Source organism: Kitasatospora sp. NPDC088134, assembly GCF_044741705.1.
In the GTDB taxonomy this organism is placed as follows: domain Bacteria; phylum Actinomycetota; class Actinomycetes; order Streptomycetales; family Streptomycetaceae; genus Kitasatospora.
In genome coordinates this window covers 1-16689 of the sequence record NZ_JBIUTD010000051.1, presented here as the reverse complement: position 1 = coordinate 16689, position 16689 = coordinate 1, and the positions used below count along the sequence as shown (strand labels likewise).

Here is a 16689-nt window from a genome sequence, read left to right as displayed (position 1 = left end):
CCGGAGAGCCGGACGGCCACTCCTCAGAAGCCACTGAAGGCAGAGAACCATAAGCCACATCCGGCCCTCCCGGGCCGCCTAACACCTTACGGAGAGTCATGGAAAAGCCGCCCAGCCGCAGGGCGCTCACGGCTGTCGGTACGGCGGTCGCCGCCGTCCTCGGCCTGCTGTTCTCCGTCGTCGGATTCGCCCCCGGCAGCGCCGCGGCTGCCACCGCCGGCCTGCACGTCGCCAACGGCCACCTCTACGAGGCCGACGGCAGCCGGTTCGTGATGCGCGGCGTCAACCACGCGTACGCCTGGTACCCGGGCCAGGTCACCGCGATCGCCGACATCGCCACCACGGGCGCCAACACCGTCCGCGTGGTGCTCAGCGACGGCGACCGGTGGACCCGCACCGGCGGCGCCGAGATCACCGCGCTGATCGACCGCTGCAAGGCCGCCAAGGTCATCTGCGTGCTGGAGGTGCACGACACCACCGGCTATGGCGAGGACGCCGCCGCCGGCACCCTGGACCGGGCCGCGCAGTTCTGGGTCGACAACAAGAACCTGCTGATCGGGCAGGAGTCCTACGTCGTCGTCAACATCGCCAACGAGCCCTGGGGCAACAGCGGTTACGCCGCCTGGACGGCCGCCACCAAGGGCGCGATCGCCAAGGTCCGGGCCGCCGGGCTGCACCACGCCCTGATGGTCGACGGCCCGAACTGGGGCCAGGACTGGTCCGGCACCATGCGCGACAACGCCGCCTCGGTGTTCGCCGCCGACCCCGACCGGAACACGCTCTTCTCGGTCCACATGTACGGCGTCTACAACACCGCCGCCAAGGTGCAGGACTACCTGAACGCCTACACCTCGGCCGGACTCCCGGTCGTGGTCGGCGAGTTCGGCGCCCAGCACAGCGACGGCGACCCGGACGAGGACGCCGTCATGGCCACCGCACAGGCCCAGGGCCTCGGCTACCTCGGCTGGTCCTGGAGCGGCAACGGCGGCGGCGTCGAGTACCTCGACCTGGTCAACAACTTCGACAAGAACGCGCCGACCGCCTGGGGCAACCGCCTCTTCCACGGCGCCAACGGCATCGCCGCCACCGCCCGCACCGCGACCGTCTACGGCGGCGGCACCCCCGTCCCGGCCCCGAGCAAGGCGCCGAACGGCTACCCGTACTGCGTCAGCGCCGCCTCGGACCCGGACGGGGACGGCTGGGGCTGGGAGAACAGCGCCTCCTGCGTGGTGCGCGGCGGCCGGGCCGACACCGGTTCCGCCGCCACCACCGCGCCGAACGGCTACCCGTACTGCGTCAGCGCCGCCTCGGATCCGGACGGGGACGGCTGGGGCTGGGAGAACAGCGCCTCCTGCGTGGTGCGCGGCGGCCGGGCCGACCACTGACGCACCGTCACCCGCGGCGGGCCCGCCCCTCCGGCCGACCGGGGGAGCGGGCCCGCCGTGCTCAGCAGGGGAAGGTGCCGCTGTACAGCGCGTGGCCGTACGAGGAGCTGCCGGAGCCGAAGCCCCAGATGCCGTCGTCGCTCCAGACCGCCTCGCGGAAGCCGTTGACGCAGGTCGAGGTCGGGGCGAGCGCGAAGCCCTCCAGGTTGTCGACCGGCATCACGGCCGGGTTGGAGTAGGTCACGTCCGGGACGAGCGCGCCGCTCGCGTCGACCTTCAGGAAGGTGTGCGTCTCGCCGCAGGTGTTGTCGCAGGTGGCGACGATCCGCTGGGTGCCGGCGTCGAACATCACGTCCATCACCGAGGTCTTGCCGGTGGCGACGGTGCCGAAGGTGGTGAAGCTGCCGTCCGAGTTCAGGCCGTAGACGTGCAGGGTGCCGTCCCACTCCAGGCCGGCGAAGAACAGGCCCGCGCCGTGCAGCGGGTAGTTCGCCGGGTTGTAGGCGGCGCCGGTCAGCGGGTCGACCCAGCCGTTCGCGGTCAGCCAGCTGTCCGGGACGTAGCCGACGCCCTCGAAGCCCAGGTTGGCGTCGTCCTTGCTGCCGGTGTTCAGCTGCGGGAACTGCGCGGTCATGTCCCACTGGCGGACGGGCGTCAGGACCGTCCCGGTGGCCGCCGGGTCGAACTCCATGATGGTGTCCTTGGGGACGGTGTTGTTGCTGTTGTCGCGCTCGGAGGTCACGTAGACGTGGCCGTTGGGGCCGACGGTCAGGCCCTCGGAGTCCGGCTGGCCGGTGCCGCCCGCGAAGCGGATCTGCTTGCCGGTCGCGCTCCAGGTCGCGTCCGGCACCCACTTGCCGCCGCTCTTGACCAGCTTGTACAGCCAGTTCTTGTTCTTCGCGGCCCACAGCACGGACGGGTTCGCCGGGTCGAAGGCCAGCCCGCTGACGTCCCGGCCCTCGGGGCCGGTGGAGGTGGTGAACGTGCAGACGTTGTCCGCGATCGTCACGTCGAGGCCGCCCGGCCAGGACAGCGTGCCCGCCGGGTTCGGGCCGGTGCCGCTCGGCGCCTCGGGGGTGCAGCCGCTGGTCAACGCGCCGCCACCGCCCAGCAGGTGGCCGGTCGGGGTGCCGCCGCCGCCCGGGGTGGAGCCCGTGCAGGAGTTCACCGCGCCGAAGGTCGCGGTCGCGGAGGTCCGGAACCCGGTGGCGCAGCGCTCGTCCGAGGGCGAGGCGCCGGCGGCCGCCCAGGTCACCGAGTCGACGGTGTTGCCGCTGCCGTCGACCAGGAACAGCGAGTCGTTGCCGCCCAGCCCGATCGCCGAGTCGAAGGTCAGGTAGCCGCCGGGCGGGATGCTGCTCGCGGACGGCGCGGAGGAGGAGACCGACACCGCGGAGTGCGTGGTGTCGTTGTCGACGTACTTCCAGCCGCTGATGCTGACCGCGGCCGAACCGGCGTTGTACAGCTCCACGGTGTCCGAGCCGTCCGAACTCACCTCGTTGATCCGGACCTTGCTCGCGGCCGGCAGGGAGGCCGGGCAGCCCGCGGCGTTCGCCGAGCCGAAGGTGGTCGCCGCGGTCGTGGTCACCCAGGAGCCGGTGCCGTCGCCGCCGCACCGGGCCATCGCCGGCTTGGCCCTGCCGGTGGCCCACTCGACCCGGTCGACCACGGTGCCGTCGGCGGTGTAGATCACCACCTTGTCCGCATCACCCAGCCCCTTGGGCGAGTTGAAGGTGACGAAACCGCCCGCCGGGATGCTGCTCGCGGACGGGCTGAAGGTCTGCGGCGCGAAGCCGTCGTCGGACATCTTCCAGCCGCTGATGCTCACCGCGGCCGAGCCGGCGTTGTACAGCTCCACCGTGTCGCTGTTGGCGGAGGTGACTTCGTTGATCCGGACGTTCTGGTAGCCGGCCGGGTCGGCCGCCGCCGCGGGCTGCGCGGCGAGCAGCCCGGTGACGACCAGCCCGGAGAAGGTCAGGGACGCGGCGCACACGGAGGCGACGCCGACACGCGAGTGTGAGGTAGGCACGGGGCGGAACTCTGGTGACCCGACGTGGAAACCGCGTGTACGCCGCCTGAACCCCACCCGCTCCCCGTCGGAACGACAGGTGGGCAGCCGCAGGTCCCGAACCTTCCGCCGACGATCCGTCAGCCCGGGCGGTGGCTCGAATCCCGTTCTTGGCGGAGCGTCAGCAGGCTGATCTCACTGGGGGCGAACACCCGGAACGGCGGGCCCCAGAAGCCGGTGCCCCGGCTGGTGTAGAGACGGGTGCGCTCCCCGTGGTGGCTGAGGCCCTGGAGCACCGGCTGGTCGAGCCGGACCAGGTGGTGGAACGGCCAGATCTGGCCACCGTGGGTGTGGCCGGAGATCTGCAGGTCGACCCCCGCCGCGGCGGCCTGCGGGACGAACTTCGGCTGGTGCGCGACCAGCAGGACGGGCAGCTCCGGGTCCGCGCCGGCCAGCGCGCCGGACAGGTCGGTGCGGTGGCCGGCCAGCCCGGAGGACTCGGCGGTCACGTCGTCCACGCCCGCCACCACCAGGCGGTCGCCGCCGCGCTCCAGCACCAGGTGGCGGTTGTGCAGCGCCTCCCAGCCCAGCTCGGCCATCCGGTCCAGCCAGCCCTGCGCCTCGCTGCCGTACTCGTGGTTGCCCGTCACGTACACCCGGGCCAGCCGGGCCCGGACCGCGCCGAGCGGCGCGGACTGCTCCCGGCGCTGCTCGGGCGTGCCGTCCGCGATGTCGCCCGCGTGCACCACCAGGTCCGGGTCGAGCACGTTCACCGCCGCGGTGACCCGCGCCGACCAGGCCGCCCGGTCGATCGGCCCGTAGTGGGTGTCGGCCAGCACCACCACCCGGGTCCCGTCCAGGCCCGCGCCCAGCCGGGGCAGGTGCACCTCCACCTCCCGCACCCGGGGCACCCGCATCGCCTCGTGGTGGCCCCACGCCAGCACGGCGGCCGCCAGCAGCGCGACCGCCACCGCGACGACCCGGCCCGCGCCGCCGACGTCCAGCAGCCCCAGCACCGCGTCCGCCAGGGCGCCGAGCACCGAGCAGGTGAACAGCACCCACATCACCCCGAGACCGGTGTCCGCGACCCGGGCCGCCCGGTCGTCGCGCCGGTCCGGCCGGTGCCCCGCCAGCATCAGGAACGGGAACGCCACCAGCCAGCCCAGGATCGCCACCGCCCCGCCGACCACCACCGGCCGCGGCCAGCCCGCCGCCCCGAACAGCGTCCACCACGGCGGCAGCCCGAGCAGCACCAGCACGCCCACCAGCACCGCGATCCGCCGCGCCGCCGAGCGGGGGCGCCGGGGACGCCCCGCCCGCTGCCGCCCGGGCGCCGTCGCCCCGGCCTCGGTCACTCCACTGCCTGCCACGGGCCGCTCCCTCGTCTCCGTCGCCGAGCCCCCATCATCCTCCCGCCGGGGCGCACCCCTTCCGGGGGAGCACGGTGCCGCGCCCCGGCCGCGTCAGCCCCGACCGCGCCCGCCCTGGCCGCGTCAGCCCCGACCGCGCCCGCCCTGGCCACGGCCGTCGGACAGTGCGATCATCCAGCCGGACGTCCGGAGCCGCGCCGGACGGCCTCACCCAAGAGCCTTGCCTGACAGGGGAGTCGGCGTGCCGAGCACCGAACTGAGCCAGACCTACGAGATCGGGGCCACCCCCGAGACCGTCCTCTCCCACCTGGCCGAACCCGAGAACTACCTCGGCCTCTCCCCGCTCCTCGTCGAGGTGCGCGACATCCGCCGTGCAGCGGACGTCACCCACTACACCGCCGTCGAGCGCTTCCGCTTCCTCGGCCTGCTCGACCACGACAACGCCATCCGGGTCACCCTCCGCACCGACCGCACCCGCCTGCCGGACGGGGCCACCGTCGGCGGCGACGTGACCAGCCCCGGCGGCGTCCGGATGCGCTACAGCTTCGCCCTCGCCCCGCACACCGCCGGCACCACCCGGGTGACCGACACCCTCCACCTGCAGGCCCCCTTCGGCCTGCTCCGGTTCGCCGCCCGCCAGGCCGCCGCCGTCCAGACCGCCCGCGCCCGCATCCTGGCCGAACGCCTCGGCCCCGCCTGAGCCCCGCCCCGGGCCCCTTCGGCGGCCGGCCAGGGCGTCGTGGGCCCGCGGGCCGAGGACGGCGGCGCCGGCCTCCTGCCGCGCGGCAGCTCCTGGGGATGCATGGCAAACTCACCGCCTGGGCCGTACTGGTGCGATCAGATGCGGTCCTTCCAGTTCCGGATCGCCTGGTCGAGGCGTGACCGCAGCCGTTCGGCCGCAGGCGTACCGGGCAGGAGCTCGGAGTAGGCCTCACTGGGACGCTTGGCGATGAGTCCTGCGAGGGTGGCCGAACTGGGCGACGGGTAGACCAGCGAGCTGTTCTTCTCACCGAGTTCTTGCGCGAGGCCGAGGAAGGCGCGGCCGACGCCCAACGACGGTGACGAGCTGTAGTGCTTGGCTTCGATCGCGGCGACCAGCTTGCTGTTCCGGGGGTGGACGGCAGCCTGCCGGCTGCGTTCGGCCTCCTGGTGATCGAGGATCGCGACATCGCACTCGTGAGCTACCTTCGATCGGCCGGCGACCACGAAAACGCCCAGGTGAACTTCGAGCTTCTTCTGCGTGTCGGGGAAACTGACCAGTGCGTAGGTGAAGTCGCCCGACCAGACGTTGCCCGGAGACCTGCGGAAGCGAAGGGCGGCGGCCGGATTCCTGCCGTCCTGGGTGAGGAGGACGGTTCCACCGGCGGCCTGCGCCGCATCGAGGCACAGCACGAGCAGGGATGCCTCGTACAGGTCGGACTCGTCCGCGCTGTTCCGGTACACCTGCTGCAGCGTGCCGATCGCCAGCTCGATGGCGGCGACCAGACCGGCCCGGGTCATCGGACAACCTGCGAGGGCGACTCCGGGCCCGGGGCCAGCAACTCCCGTACGGTGACCAGGGCCTGGTGTGCTCGGGCCGATTCCTCCCGCAGATCGATATGGGAGATGTCCTCGAATTCCGGGTCCCCGAATTCGACCTCCGCCTCCATCCCGCGTTCCACAGCCATGTCCAGCGTGGCCTTTCTCGTGGCGTACATCGTCTCGGCCAGCGTGAGCAGGGCTTCGCGGATCAGCTCCAGGCGTTCCGTCCCGGTGTAGGGGATCACCGAGACATCGCTCTTGCCGAGGGGCGGCAGCTCCGTTTCGGCCAAGCGGCTGGCCCGTTCCTCGTACCGGCCCTCGCTCCGGAGCCCTTGCTCGGAGACCGTGCGGCCGTACCGGACCTCCTGTTCCACTTGATCGGCCAGATTCGGCATCCTGGCCCGGAGTTTGTCGAGGATATCGCTGTACTGATCTTCGTTGACCGCCACGCCCGCTCCTTCCCACTGTCCTTGCTCAGGACTTTAATGGCGTGCGCCGACGAACCAATGCCCCCGGCGGGGGCTCCCGGTTCGCCAGGTGCGGGAAGCAGACCTCCGCCGTCGCGCCTCTCCTGCTCACGGGGTATGGCGTGAGCAGCCGGATATCCCGGCCCGGCCCTCCGCGCGGCCCGGCCGAGCACGGGGTCGGACGCCGAGTTCTGGGTCGGGTCGTTCGCCATCTCGTCGTGGTAGGCGCCGTTGACCCAGTGGAGTCCGATCTTCTCGGTGGCCTGGCACGACCCGGAGCCGATCGGGTAGGCCCCTCGGGAACGGCGAACGCCTTGGTGGGGCTGAAAACGAGGGTGGCACCGAGGCTGAGCGTGGCCACTGCGAGCAGCCGGGTGGCACGAGCAGAAAGCATGGTGGTCCTTCCAGGACGGAGAAGGCTACGGGTGCCGGACGCCCATCGGCGCCCAGGAGCACTCCACCGTCGATGCGCCGGCTCCGGCCAGCTATTCGTCCATGGAGCGAATGGTCGGCCCGGACGGTCGGCCCGCACGACGCCCGTCACACCGCTTCGACCGTCCCACCCCTGCTCCGCACGGCCGAACAGAACTGGAACCACGCAACGACTCCTGGAACCCGAGCTCGGTACGGGCCCTCGATCAGGCGGAGGACACCGGATTCGAACTCGCGAGGGCCTGCCCCCAACACGCTTTTCCGTTCTCCCGCACCCTCCCGTTCTCCCGAACCTCGTCCGCCGGGGTCCGCACCTGTTCTGACCTGTCGCGGAGCGAGGCGCCGAGGCGCGGCTGAACCCGGCTGGACGAGGGGGCACGCGACCGGAACGGCCCTGGCCTCACCCTCGGTTCTGCCGGGGGCCGGTGCTCCAGGCTCGCGCCTCGCTGTCGGCCGGCGGTCCGGGCAGGTGGCGGATGGTGCGGAGGGGGGAGCAGAGGATCGGGATCCAGACCGTGGCGAAGCCGGCCGTGCCGATCCAGAGAGCGGTACGGGGGGAGGCGAACTCGCCGAGGAGGGCGGCCAGGGCGGCGCCGATGGTGAGAGAGCCGGTGAGGACCACGCGCATCGTGGCGTTCATCCGGCCGAGCAGGAGGTCGGGGGTGGCGTGCTGGCGGAAGCTGACCTTGATCACCTTGTCGATGCCGACCTTGCAGGTCATGACGAGCCAAGCCCCGGCCGCCAACCAGAGTGCCGGGCCACGGTCGACCAGCGCGACCAGGACGCCCAGCGGAGTGACCGTCAGGCCCATCAGCCACAGCACCCGGCCCGCGCCGAAGCGGCGGGTGAGCCACCGGGCCGACAGCGAGCCCAGGAAGACACCGATCCCGCCGGTGGCGAAGAACAGGCCGATCGTGCTGCCGGGGAGGCCCAACTCCCGGACGAACACCACGGGGAGCATGGTCCGGCAGAGCTGGATGGACAGGTTGGTGGCCGCTCCGGCGAGGGCGATCGGACGCAGCAGCGGATGGCCGAACACGAACCGCAGGCCCTGGCGGACCTCACCGGCCAGACTGCGACCGGCACGCGGTTGCGGTTGCGGTTCGGGTGGGCGGATCCGCCGCAGGCAGGCCGCCGACCACAGGTAGCTGACCGAGTCGACGGCGACGGCCGCGGGGGCGGACAGCAGCGAGACCAGGAAACCGCCGGCGCTTCGGCCGCCGACCTGGGCGAGGGCGTCCACCGTCACCAGGTGGGCGTTGGCGTCGGTGAGCAACTCGCGTCCGACCAGGGTGGGGAGGTGGCTCTGCGCGGCGACGTCGGAGAAAACCGTGGCCGCGCCCGCCAGCAGGGCGACCAGACAGAGCTGATGGATGGTCAGGACACCCAGCATCCAGGCGACCGGCACCGATCCGAAGAGTGCCGCCCGGGCCAGATCGGCGGCGATCATCACCGGGCGCTTCCGCATCCGGTCGATCCAGGCACCGGCCGGCAGGCCGAGCAGGAGGAAGCAGAGGGTGCCCAGCATCGACAGCAGGCCGACCTGGCCGGCCGAGGCGTGCAGGGCGAGCACCGCCGCCAGCGGGAGGGCGAGCGAGTGGACCGAAGTGCCGAGCTTGCTCACCGCCACCGCACCGATCAGTAGCCGGAAGCCTCGGTCGCGGAGCACCGAACGGCGCGGTCCCGGTACGGGCGTGGGCGGGACGGACTGCTGCATTCGATCGGTCGTGGTCATGGAGCGAGCCTGCGGTCCGCCCGACCGGGCGGGCGATGAATTCAGGCTGTGCTGAATCGAAAGGAAGCACCGTGCTGAACCTGGCGTTCTCCACCCGCGATCTGGCCCGCACCAGGTTCGCGCTGTCACCCCTGTGGGAGGTGGTGGCCAGCGTCCGGATCATCAAGAACCCCGCCGAGCACCCGTTCTTCCGGCCGTGGAGCGACGAGGTCCGGCCACGACTGGCGGCCTCGGGGCTGGACTGGGCCCTGCTCGCCGACCTGGTCCCGCAGCCGCCGCGGCTCATACCGGTCTTCATCGCTCCACCACCCACAACCTCGGTGCCTGATATCGGACTTGAGCTCGCCGTCCTGAGATCCACCACGCCGGAGCAACTCCGCGCCGGCCTCGGGGGCCGGCGGGCACCGCGATCCGAGCGGATCGACGCGCTCCTGAACGATCCGGACCGGGGCCTGGCGGAACTCACCGAGACCGTGCACGCCTACTGGGAGATCGCCGTCGCCCCGTACTGGCCGCGGATGCGCTCCCTGCTGGAAGGCGACGTGCTCCGCCGAGCCCTGCTCCTCGCGGAAGGCGGCGCCCAGCAACTGCTCAACGACCTCGACCCCAAGGTGGCCTGGGACGCCGACACGCTGCACGTCCAGCACCGTCATACCCACGGCATCCGGCACCTCGGCGGGCACGGTCTGCTCCTCGTGCCGTCGGTGTTCGTCTGGCCCCAGGTCTTCTCCGTGACCAGCCCGACCTGGCAACCCGTGCTGCGCTTCCCGCCCCACGGAGTGGCCACGCTCTGGGAACGCCGGGCCGGCCCCCCCACACGCCCTGGCATCGGTCCTCGGTCGCTCCAGGGCCACGCTGGTGGCCGAACTCGCCGGCCCGGCCTCGACGACCGACCTGGCCCGGCGCACCGGGATCACGGCCGGCGGTGTCTCCCAGCACCTGGCAGCACTACGCGCCGCGGGCCTGGTGAACGCACATCGAAGCGGGCGGTACGTGCTCTACGTCCGCACCGAGGCCGCCGAAGCCCTGCTGACGCCGCAACCGACTGGAGCGGGTAGACGCCGAAGGCCCGGACCGCTTCGCAGCGGTCCGGGCCTTCGATCAGGCGGCTCGTGAGGGGTTGCCCCCAACACGCTTTCCAAATATTCGTCCGGATGTTCGAATGTGAACATAGGCGTTCTGACCTGGGATGGAGCAGTTCGGCCGCTGAGTTGCGGACGGCCCCGAACGGGGGTGAACGCAACCAGAACTGCAAGCAGGTCATTGGGCACCCCATGTCCAAAGGGGCTCCGGATGGCGGAGCTCGGAGGCGGGTGGGCGGAGTCTCGAAGATCACATGTACATCTGCTACATTTGTGACATGAGTGAACCGGTGATCGCATCCATGGCCGAGGTTCGCAGTCACTTGGCGGACGTCCTCGACCGGGCCCGTCGGGACGAGACCCCGACGATCATTACTCGGCGCGGTAAGCAGGAGGCCGTCGTGATCGACATCCTTGAGTACCGGCGGCTGAGCCGGTTGGCTGAGCAGGCCGAGGAGTCCTGGCTGAACCAGTTGGCCGACGAGGCGGAATCCGAAGGCGCCGAAGGTTCGGTCTCGCTCGAAGAGATGGCCGCCCTGCTCCGTGCCCACCACTCCTGATTTCTATGGGCTACGTGACGCGGTTCACCCCGCACGCGCAACGGGACATGCTCAAGATCCCGCGCCCCGATGCTCTGCGGATCCTCTATCGCCTGACTGAACTCCAGAAGGGGCTGGACGAGGGCGACACAACGGCCTTCGACATCAAGGCCCTTCAGGGGCACAGCTCGCGCTGGCGCCTCAGGGTCGGCGACTACCGCGTCGTGTACACGATCGAGGACGGCCAGCTGATCGTGTGGGTGATGGCTGCCGGAAACCGCCGCGACGTGTACCGCGACCTGTAGGTGCTGTTGCGCTGATCATCCGTGACGCTCAGGCCGGTGGGACGACACTGTCGGTGGCCCCTCCTCTGCTCCAAGGCATGAGAGTCGGCCGTTGAGACTGCAGATTGAGACTGTGAACGCCGAAGGCCCGGACCGCTTCGAAGCGGTCCGGGCCTTCGATCAGGCGGAGGATACGAGATTCGAACTCGTGAGGGGTTGCCCCCAACACGCTTTCCAATTTTCCCGAACGGTGTCCGCCTGGGGCCACGACCGTCCTGACCTGCGCCGGTGCGTGGCCGGGAGCGTGAGTTGAACCCCGGCGAACTCCAGCGAATGAGACCAAAACTGAGACCACAGCCTCGTAGGCCGGCTTCTGCGGCTGGGGTGGAGCTGGCTCCACAGTGTCAGAGCCAGCTCCTATGCTCGCCGCGGACAATCACTGGGCTTGGGGGCGACATGGCGAGGGTGGAGCGCGAGTGCGCCACGCCGACGTGTAGCGCGGTGTTCACCGCCACAAACCGATATTGCACGCGGTGCCGCACTAAGCAACAGGTCTGCGCCCACAGTGGCTGCGGCGCCAAGTTCTGGACTGCCGGTAGTCGCTTTTGTTCGCGTCACCGCTACCCCACGCGGACCTGCAGCGCCCCAGGGTGCGCCAACACCATCTCCGCAGCGTCAAACCTCGTGTGCTCCGCCTGTCGTGCCAAGAAGAGGAGCTGCGCCTCTCCGGGCTGCGCCAACGTCTATCGGGGCAACGCGCTGAACTGTCGCACCTGTCTGACTCCTGCGCGAGAGTGCGTGGCCCGGAAATGCTCGACGGTCTTCAGAGGCACGCAGAGCCGTTGCTGGCACCACCGAGCTAAGACTCGGGAGTGTGCCGCAGAGGAATGCCCCAACGTGTATCGCGGTACGACTGTGCGCTGCATCGCATGTCGAACGTTTGAACGGGAATGCACCGTGGACGGTTGCGCAACGGTCTACTGGGGCGATCGGAGCTCGTGCAACGAGTGTCGTAAGTCTGAGCGTGAGTGTCCTGACTGCGGTGAAACCTTCCACATGCGCACTTCCCGGTGTGGCCGCTGCTGGTGGCGCCAACTTCCAGCCGCCGTGCGAGCGGCGATGTCCCGTTCGAGTGGCAACGCCTACCGCGCTCGGAAGCTAGCCGCTCAGGTCGCTGGGCCTGTCTCGGCCGAGGAGTACGTCAGGGTCAGGGCGGAAGGACCGTGCGTGTACTGCGGTGATGAGGCGACTGAGGTAGATCACGTTCGCCCGCTATCAGGGCATGGAGGTTGGGAGCATCCGTCGAATCTCGTCCCCGCTTGCCGGTCCTGCAATGCGAGCAAGAGTGACCGTCTGCTGATCGAGTGGGATCAGACGCGAGTGTTCAGAGCTGTGACCGCATCTGAAAAAGTGGCGGCCGAGTACGAGCGACAGCTCAGGGACTTGGACGCGCACGTACGTATGTGACGACGCGTCAGGTAGGGTCGTCGCAGCCACTCTCGTGGTACTGACCTCAGGCCTCGCCTGGCCTGCTCGAAGGCGAGGTAGACCTGTGAGCAGCGGTCGGTGACCGCATCTCGCGGAATTACCGGGCCCCGCGCCAACTCCCCAGCGTGAGGGGCAGCGACCCGGAGCCTGAGGTGGAGAGATGACGAAGGCCGGGCTGCTGAGTGGTTCGGGACTTCTGCTGGCGGAGATACAAGATTCGAACTCATGAGGGTTTTATTCAAACATGCTTTCCAAATCCCCATCCTTGTACCTGGCTGTGGACGCGTGGGCCCCGAGATGCTGCGATCCAACCTTCCTGCATGCTCACTGAACTGGGGCGCCCGGGGGTGAACGAGGCGAAAAGTGAGACGAGAGCCCCTGGGTAGCAAGTCACCTCAATCGCCGCCTCGCGCGAGGAGCGGCGCAAGTAGCGTCCCCGTTGCGCAGCTTCGGGTTGACTGCCATCAGCCGCGTGCCTGGCGCTGGATGGCCGGTAGAGGGGAGACAGCGGCCTCCCAAGCACACACGAGGCCTTGCCGCGATACCTCTCCTCAGGGTCTGCATGCTGATAGGCGCGCCCGGCTTGGTGCGGCCGACGGGGCCGACTGCATGGCGCTGCCTCTTGGCCAGCGTGCCGCAGTTATAGCCGCTGGGCCTCCGCCCAGCCGCCATGCATGCCCATGCGCGTCGCAGGGCATCCACTCGACAACGCCCGGAGGGGACCACTCCGCAAGAACTCTCCCGAATGCCCTTCGGCTAGAGGGAGTGCACCCGGTACCGTCATCGCTATGGGGTACAAGGGTGAGCACCTTCGAAGTCGGGAGAGCCTGTTCGATCGGGAGCAGGGGCCCGCTTGGCAGCAGTCGAACCCGACCGCCAGAACAAGACGCCACCTCGTGGGGTCCAATAGCCCCAGACTATCTGCCCTTGAAAGAGTGAGTTGTGTACGTTAAGAAACTCAAAATGAATGGAGTCCGTGGGTTTGATGGGCGCCGAAAGGTGCTCCTTGATTTCGCGCGCCCGGATGGCTCCTATGCAGGCTGGACCGTCCTGGCTGGCCGAAACGGATCTGGCAAGACGACTCTCTTGAGGGCGATTGCCATTTGCATCATCGGGCAGCGGCTCGCTACCCAAGTTGAGGAATCACTGGAGAGCTGGCTCTCTGAATCCCAAAAGTCCGGAAGTGTGACTCTGGATCTTGTGAGCGATCCAAACTGGGACTTCGGAATCACAGAGGAATACAGCGGCCCAGTGTCCGCGCACTGGTCATATGGTCGACGGAAGCCAACGTCTAGGGCCTTCGAAGAAGCGCTCAGGCTGCGAATGGTCGCTCAGGCTGATTCCGGTGAAGATTTTGACGTCGATTCCATCCTGTCGTATTCCCGTACGTCCTTCAAGGCCCCTGAGTCACTGGATGAGATTCTGTGGTCGGGTCAGCAATTCCCTGGGTGGTTTTTTGCCGCATACGGCCCTTTTCGCAGACTGACTGATGGGAATAGCGAGAATGACAGGCCGCAGATCTCGGCAAAAGAGGCGCGCTCTCATAGGGTTCCGGACTATTCCGAGAAACTGATGGCTGTCCGCACTCTGTTTAGCGAAAGCGAGTCGCTCTCGGAGTCTGTTGCGTGGCTTATTAATCTTCACATGCGACGACTTCAGGCGCGCCATGAGAGCTTCGATACTCCTGAGCTGGATCGGGTAAATGGGCTCATGGATGTTATTTTTGAGCTCCTTCAAGACGGACTGCTTCCCGAGAGCTATAGGGTCGAACGTGTTGACCTGAGTGGACTTTGGATCAGGGACCTTGATTCGGGTCAGTTGATGCCGCTCCGACAAATGAGCGATGGGTATCGCACGGTTGTCGCCTTGGTGCTCGATATCATTCGCCGAATGGCTTCCTGTTACCCATTTATTGAGGACTTCTCTATTGTCCAGCAGAACGGGAGGCCGACGCTGCGTCAGCCTGGAGTGGTCTTGATCGACGAGGTCGACGCGCACCTGCACGTATCCTGGCAGCAGCGTATCGGGACGTGGCTAAAGGAGCACTTTCCAAGGGTGCAGTTCATCGTAACAACTCACAGCCCGTATATCTGTCAGGCGGCCGACGAGAATGGGCTAATTCGCCTTCCCGGACCCAAGGAGGCATCTCCTCCGACCGTGGTAAGTCCAGATCTCTATCGGCGAGTTGTCTACGGCACTGGGGATGATGCAGTCATCTCTGAACTATTTGGGGCGGACACTCTCTACTCCTCACGTGCTCAAGGGCTCCGAGCCAGGCTTGTTTCCTTGGAAACTAAGGTTTTTTCTGGAGCGTACTCTGAATCTGAACTCGAGGAGCTTCGCCAGCTCAAGCGGCGCCTGTCAAGTTCCGCAACTACGCGCGTGGAAGAAATCTCAGCACGATTGATTGGGGAGAATCGAGAGGGCAAGGATTGATCAGGATCCGTCGGCTCCCGTTGCCGGCCAGCGCAGAAGAAAAGCTTGCTCTCCTTACTGAAGAAGTTAAGGGGAAGGAGGAGGCAGCGCGCAAGAAGACCGCTGACCTAGCTTGGGGGCGGAAGACGTTTCGAAGAGAGGCTTACGGGCCTGCACTTGCTGCGCTCCGGGAAATGTCAGTAGGCATTTCGTGCTGCATGTATTGTGGGCAGGATCTGGCAGATAATATTGATCATTATATTCCAGTGAAAGCTGATCCGACGAAAGCGTTCACCTGGCTCAACTATATCCTCGCTTGCGGTCCTTGCAATACTCGCTTTAAGAATGGCCTGCATGAAGTAGATCCAGCGGGAAGGCCCCTGCTCGTGGATCCGACAGTTGAGGACCCTGCGGATCATATCCAACTCAGCTTGACTACTGGTACTTACATTGGAATTACGGAGCGAGGGATATATACTGAGAAGACCTGTGGATTGAACGAGGATCAGCGCGAGGAGGCTCGCCTCCAGGCCATTGGTTCGCTGGCCACCAGCATTGACAGCTGGCTTCGCCACTGGGAGTCGGATCGAACTGAAGCGGACAGAATTGCCGCCAATATTCGAGATGAGCCATTCGCTGGAGTGCTTCGTGCCCTTCTGGATCAGGCGTTGTCGCCAATTGCTGACATTCTATTCGAAGGTGTGGTGAGAGTTGGATTCCTTGACGTTATGCGCAGCCCTGAGGTTCAGGCGCACCTCAGGGAGTCTGTTTGGCCTGATATCTCGTAGGCCCTTGTTGCAGTGGAGATTTGAGTTGAGCCCGCAGGGATGAGGCATGCCATGGCAGCTTTCAGGGCCACAAAGCGCACTGGCTCTGGCCGGCAAGAACCCCAATCATCGATGTCAGACAGCGTTTGAGATCTGAGAGGGCGTTAAGTCCGTTTCTGGTAGCGGCCGCGTCCGGGTTGGTCGAGGACTCCTTGGCGGACGAGTCGTCCCAGGCGGGAGCGGGTGACGTTGATCGAGGGCTCGTCGGTGGGCAGGCCGAGGAGTTCGTGCAGTTCGCGGACCCGGAAGACCTGCCGGGGATGCTCGTTGAAAACGGTCACGATGCGCTGGTAGACGGTGGCGGTCTCCGCAGCGGCCGGTTCGTGGTCGGGCAGGACGAGGTCGTCGATGACCTTGCCGGTGGTGACGATCTCGGCGAGGCGGGCCTCTGTCTCGGCCAGGGCTGTGGTGAGTTGGTCGATCTGTTTGCGCAGGCTGTGGGCGCGTGCGGCGGTCTCGTCGTGTTCGGCCTGCAGCAGCCGCAGGAGTTCGGTGACGTTCACGCGGCCAGCTCGACGTCGTCGCGCCAGGCGGGGCTGGGGGTGGTGAGGCGGCGGAGCATGTCGGCGGTGGAGGCCCAGTAGACGCGGGAGGCGGCGTTGTCGGGCCGGTGGTCGTAGTCGCGGGCGAGGCGGCGGTGGAGCATGAGGGTGCCGTTGACCTGCTCGACCACCCATCGCTTCGGTTGCGGAACGAACCCCTTGCCCGCGTCGTCGGGGTTGCGGCGGACCACCTCGACGGTAATGTCCTTCGCCGCCCCGTGGATGACCACGGCATCCTTGAAGCCCTGGTCGACCAGGACTTTCTCCAGGCGCATCCCGCACCGCATCGCCGCCTGGTCCAGCAGGGCGATGCCGGCCTCGTTGTCGTGCGCGCTCGCGGCCAGGACCACCACGCCGATGACCAGGCCCAGCACGTCGACGGCCAGTCCCCGCTTCCTGCCGGACGTCTTCTTGTTCGCGTCCAGCCCCGTCGTCTCCTTCGGCACCCCGGCCGCCGCGCGGACGGACTGGGTGTCGATGATCACCAGAGACGGGTCCTCTAGGTTCTGTCCGTGCGATCATGAGCGGAGCCAGATGGCCAGGGCGGCGGCCGTGACGGTGCCGAGGAAGACGTACACGCGCTTGTCGTACCTG

Annotated in this window: 14 protein-coding genes and 2 pseudogenes; 9 read left to right on the top strand and 7 right to left on the bottom strand. The window is 67.9% G+C overall.

Annotated features, from left to right (window positions below; translation table 11 throughout):
• Positions 1-98: 98 nt before the first annotated feature.
• Positions 99-1385: a cellulase family glycosylhydrolase gene (locus tag ACIOHG_RS37555; RefSeq protein WP_400958115.1), complete on the top strand. Its 1287-nt coding sequence runs from the start codon at positions 99-101 to the stop codon at positions 1383-1385.
• A 61-nt stretch (positions 1386-1446) separates the two neighbouring features.
• Here ACIOHG_RS37555 and ACIOHG_RS37550 read toward each other — a convergent pair whose 3' ends face one another.
• The gene (locus ACIOHG_RS37550) at positions 1447-3414 is read right to left on the bottom strand and encodes a lamin tail domain-containing protein (RefSeq protein WP_400958113.1); all 1968 of its coding nucleotides are present in this window, start codon (positions 3412-3414) and stop codon (positions 1447-1449) included.
• 119 nt (positions 3415-3533) lie between these two features.
• On the bottom strand, positions 3534-4748 hold the full coding sequence (locus ACIOHG_RS37545) for a metallophosphoesterase (protein WP_400958118.1): 1215 nt from the start codon (positions 4746-4748) through the stop codon (positions 3534-3536).
• Between the two features lie 256 nt (positions 4749-5004).
• On the opposite strand from ACIOHG_RS37545, the gene ACIOHG_RS37540 reads away from it, so the two are divergent.
• Positions 5005-5463, top strand: coding sequence for an SRPBCC family protein (locus ACIOHG_RS37540; protein ID WP_400958111.1), 459 nt, complete (start codon positions 5005-5007; stop codon positions 5461-5463).
• A 137-nt stretch (positions 5464-5600) separates the two neighbouring features.
• On the opposite strand, the gene ACIOHG_RS37535 is transcribed toward ACIOHG_RS37540, so the two are convergent.
• The 3 genes from ACIOHG_RS37535 to ACIOHG_RS37525 all read right to left on the bottom strand — a co-directional run bounded on the left by ACIOHG_RS37535 (position 5601) and on the right by ACIOHG_RS37525 (position 8918).
• Positions 5601-6263, bottom strand: a complete 663-nt coding sequence (locus tag ACIOHG_RS37535; RefSeq protein WP_400958109.1) for a hypothetical protein — start codon at positions 6261-6263, stop codon at positions 5601-5603.
• The gene (locus ACIOHG_RS37530) at positions 6260-6733 is read right to left on the bottom strand and encodes a hypothetical protein (RefSeq protein WP_400958107.1); all 474 of its coding nucleotides are present in this window, start codon (positions 6731-6733) and stop codon (positions 6260-6262) included. The genes ACIOHG_RS37535 and ACIOHG_RS37530 overlap by 4 nt, the downstream gene beginning before the upstream one ends.
• A gap of 850 nt (positions 6734-7583) precedes the next feature.
• Entirely contained in the window at positions 7584-8918 is a 1335-nt protein-coding gene (locus ACIOHG_RS37525) for an MFS transporter (RefSeq protein WP_400958105.1), read from the bottom strand.
• 35 nt (positions 8919-8953) lie between these two features.
• Between ACIOHG_RS37525 and ACIOHG_RS37520 the strand changes: the two are divergent.
• The 7 genes and pseudogenes from ACIOHG_RS37520 to ACIOHG_RS37490 form a co-directional block, all read left to right on the top strand.
• A pseudogene (locus ACIOHG_RS37520) lies at positions 8954-9628 on the top strand (ArsR family transcriptional regulator); the annotation flags it as partial.
• A gap of 148 nt (positions 9629-9776) precedes the next feature.
• Positions 9777-10034: an ArsR/SmtB family transcription factor gene (locus ACIOHG_RS37515; RefSeq protein ID WP_400958103.1), complete on the top strand. Its 258-nt coding sequence runs from the start codon at positions 9777-9779 to the stop codon at positions 10032-10034.
• Between the two features lie 244 nt (positions 10035-10278).
• Entirely contained in the window at positions 10279-10560 is a 282-nt protein-coding gene (locus ACIOHG_RS37510; RefSeq protein WP_400958101.1) for a type II toxin-antitoxin system Phd/YefM family antitoxin, read from the top strand.
• A gap of 5 nt (positions 10561-10565) precedes the next feature.
• Positions 10566-10844, top strand: coding sequence for a type II toxin-antitoxin system RelE/ParE family toxin (locus ACIOHG_RS37505; RefSeq protein WP_400958099.1), 279 nt, complete (start codon positions 10566-10568; stop codon positions 10842-10844).
• A 312-nt stretch (positions 10845-11156) separates the two neighbouring features.
• A complete protein-coding gene (locus ACIOHG_RS37500) occupies positions 11157-12290 on the top strand; it encodes an HNH endonuclease (RefSeq protein ID WP_400958117.1) in 1134 nt (377 codons plus the stop codon).
• Positions 12291-13253: 963 nt separating this feature from the next.
• Positions 13254-14747, top strand: coding sequence for an AAA family ATPase (locus tag ACIOHG_RS37495; RefSeq protein ID WP_400958097.1), 1494 nt, complete (start codon positions 13254-13256; stop codon positions 14745-14747).
• Positions 14748-14920: 173 nt separating this feature from the next.
• The gene (locus tag ACIOHG_RS37490) at positions 14921-15514 is read left to right on the top strand and encodes an HNH endonuclease (protein ID WP_400958095.1); all 594 of its coding nucleotides are present in this window, start codon (positions 14921-14923) and stop codon (positions 15512-15514) included.
• Between the two features lie 143 nt (positions 15515-15657).
• Here the strand turns inward: ACIOHG_RS37490 and ACIOHG_RS37485 are convergent, their stop codons facing one another.
• Positions 15658-16056: a hypothetical protein gene (locus ACIOHG_RS37485; RefSeq protein ID WP_400958093.1), complete on the bottom strand. Its 399-nt coding sequence runs from the start codon at positions 16054-16056 to the stop codon at positions 15658-15660.
• Positions 16053-16604 (bottom strand): annotated as a pseudogene (locus ACIOHG_RS37480) (transposase); the annotation flags it as partial. The pseudogene ACIOHG_RS37480 and the gene ACIOHG_RS37485, both read right to left, overlap by 4 nt.
• Positions 16605-16689 lie beyond the last annotated feature (85 nt).

Excerpts from the sequence above, each read along its gene's own strand:
- ACIOHG_RS37535 (WP_400958109.1), bottom strand. The coding sequence starts at position 6,263 with ATGACCCGGGCCGGTCTGGTCGCCGCCATCGAGCTGGCGATCGGCACG.
- ACIOHG_RS37490 (WP_400958095.1), top strand. The coding sequence starts at position 14,921 with ATGTCAGTAGGCATTTCGTGCTGCATGTATTGTGGGCAGGATCTGGCA.
- ACIOHG_RS37525 (WP_400958105.1), bottom strand. The coding sequence starts at position 8,918 with ATGACCACGACCGATCGAATGCAGCAGTCCGTCCCGCCCACGCCCGTA.
- ACIOHG_RS37505 (WP_400958099.1), top strand. The coding sequence starts at position 10,566 with ATGGGCTACGTGACGCGGTTCACCCCGCACGCGCAACGGGACATGCTC.
- ACIOHG_RS37510 (WP_400958101.1), top strand. The coding sequence starts at position 10,279 with ATGAGTGAACCGGTGATCGCATCCATGGCCGAGGTTCGCAGTCACTTG.
- ACIOHG_RS37555 (WP_400958115.1), top strand. The coding sequence starts at position 99 with ATGGAAAAGCCGCCCAGCCGCAGGGCGCTCACGGCTGTCGGTACGGCG.
- ACIOHG_RS37500 (WP_400958117.1), top strand. The coding sequence starts at position 11,157 with ATGAGACCAAAACTGAGACCACAGCCTCGTAGGCCGGCTTCTGCGGCT.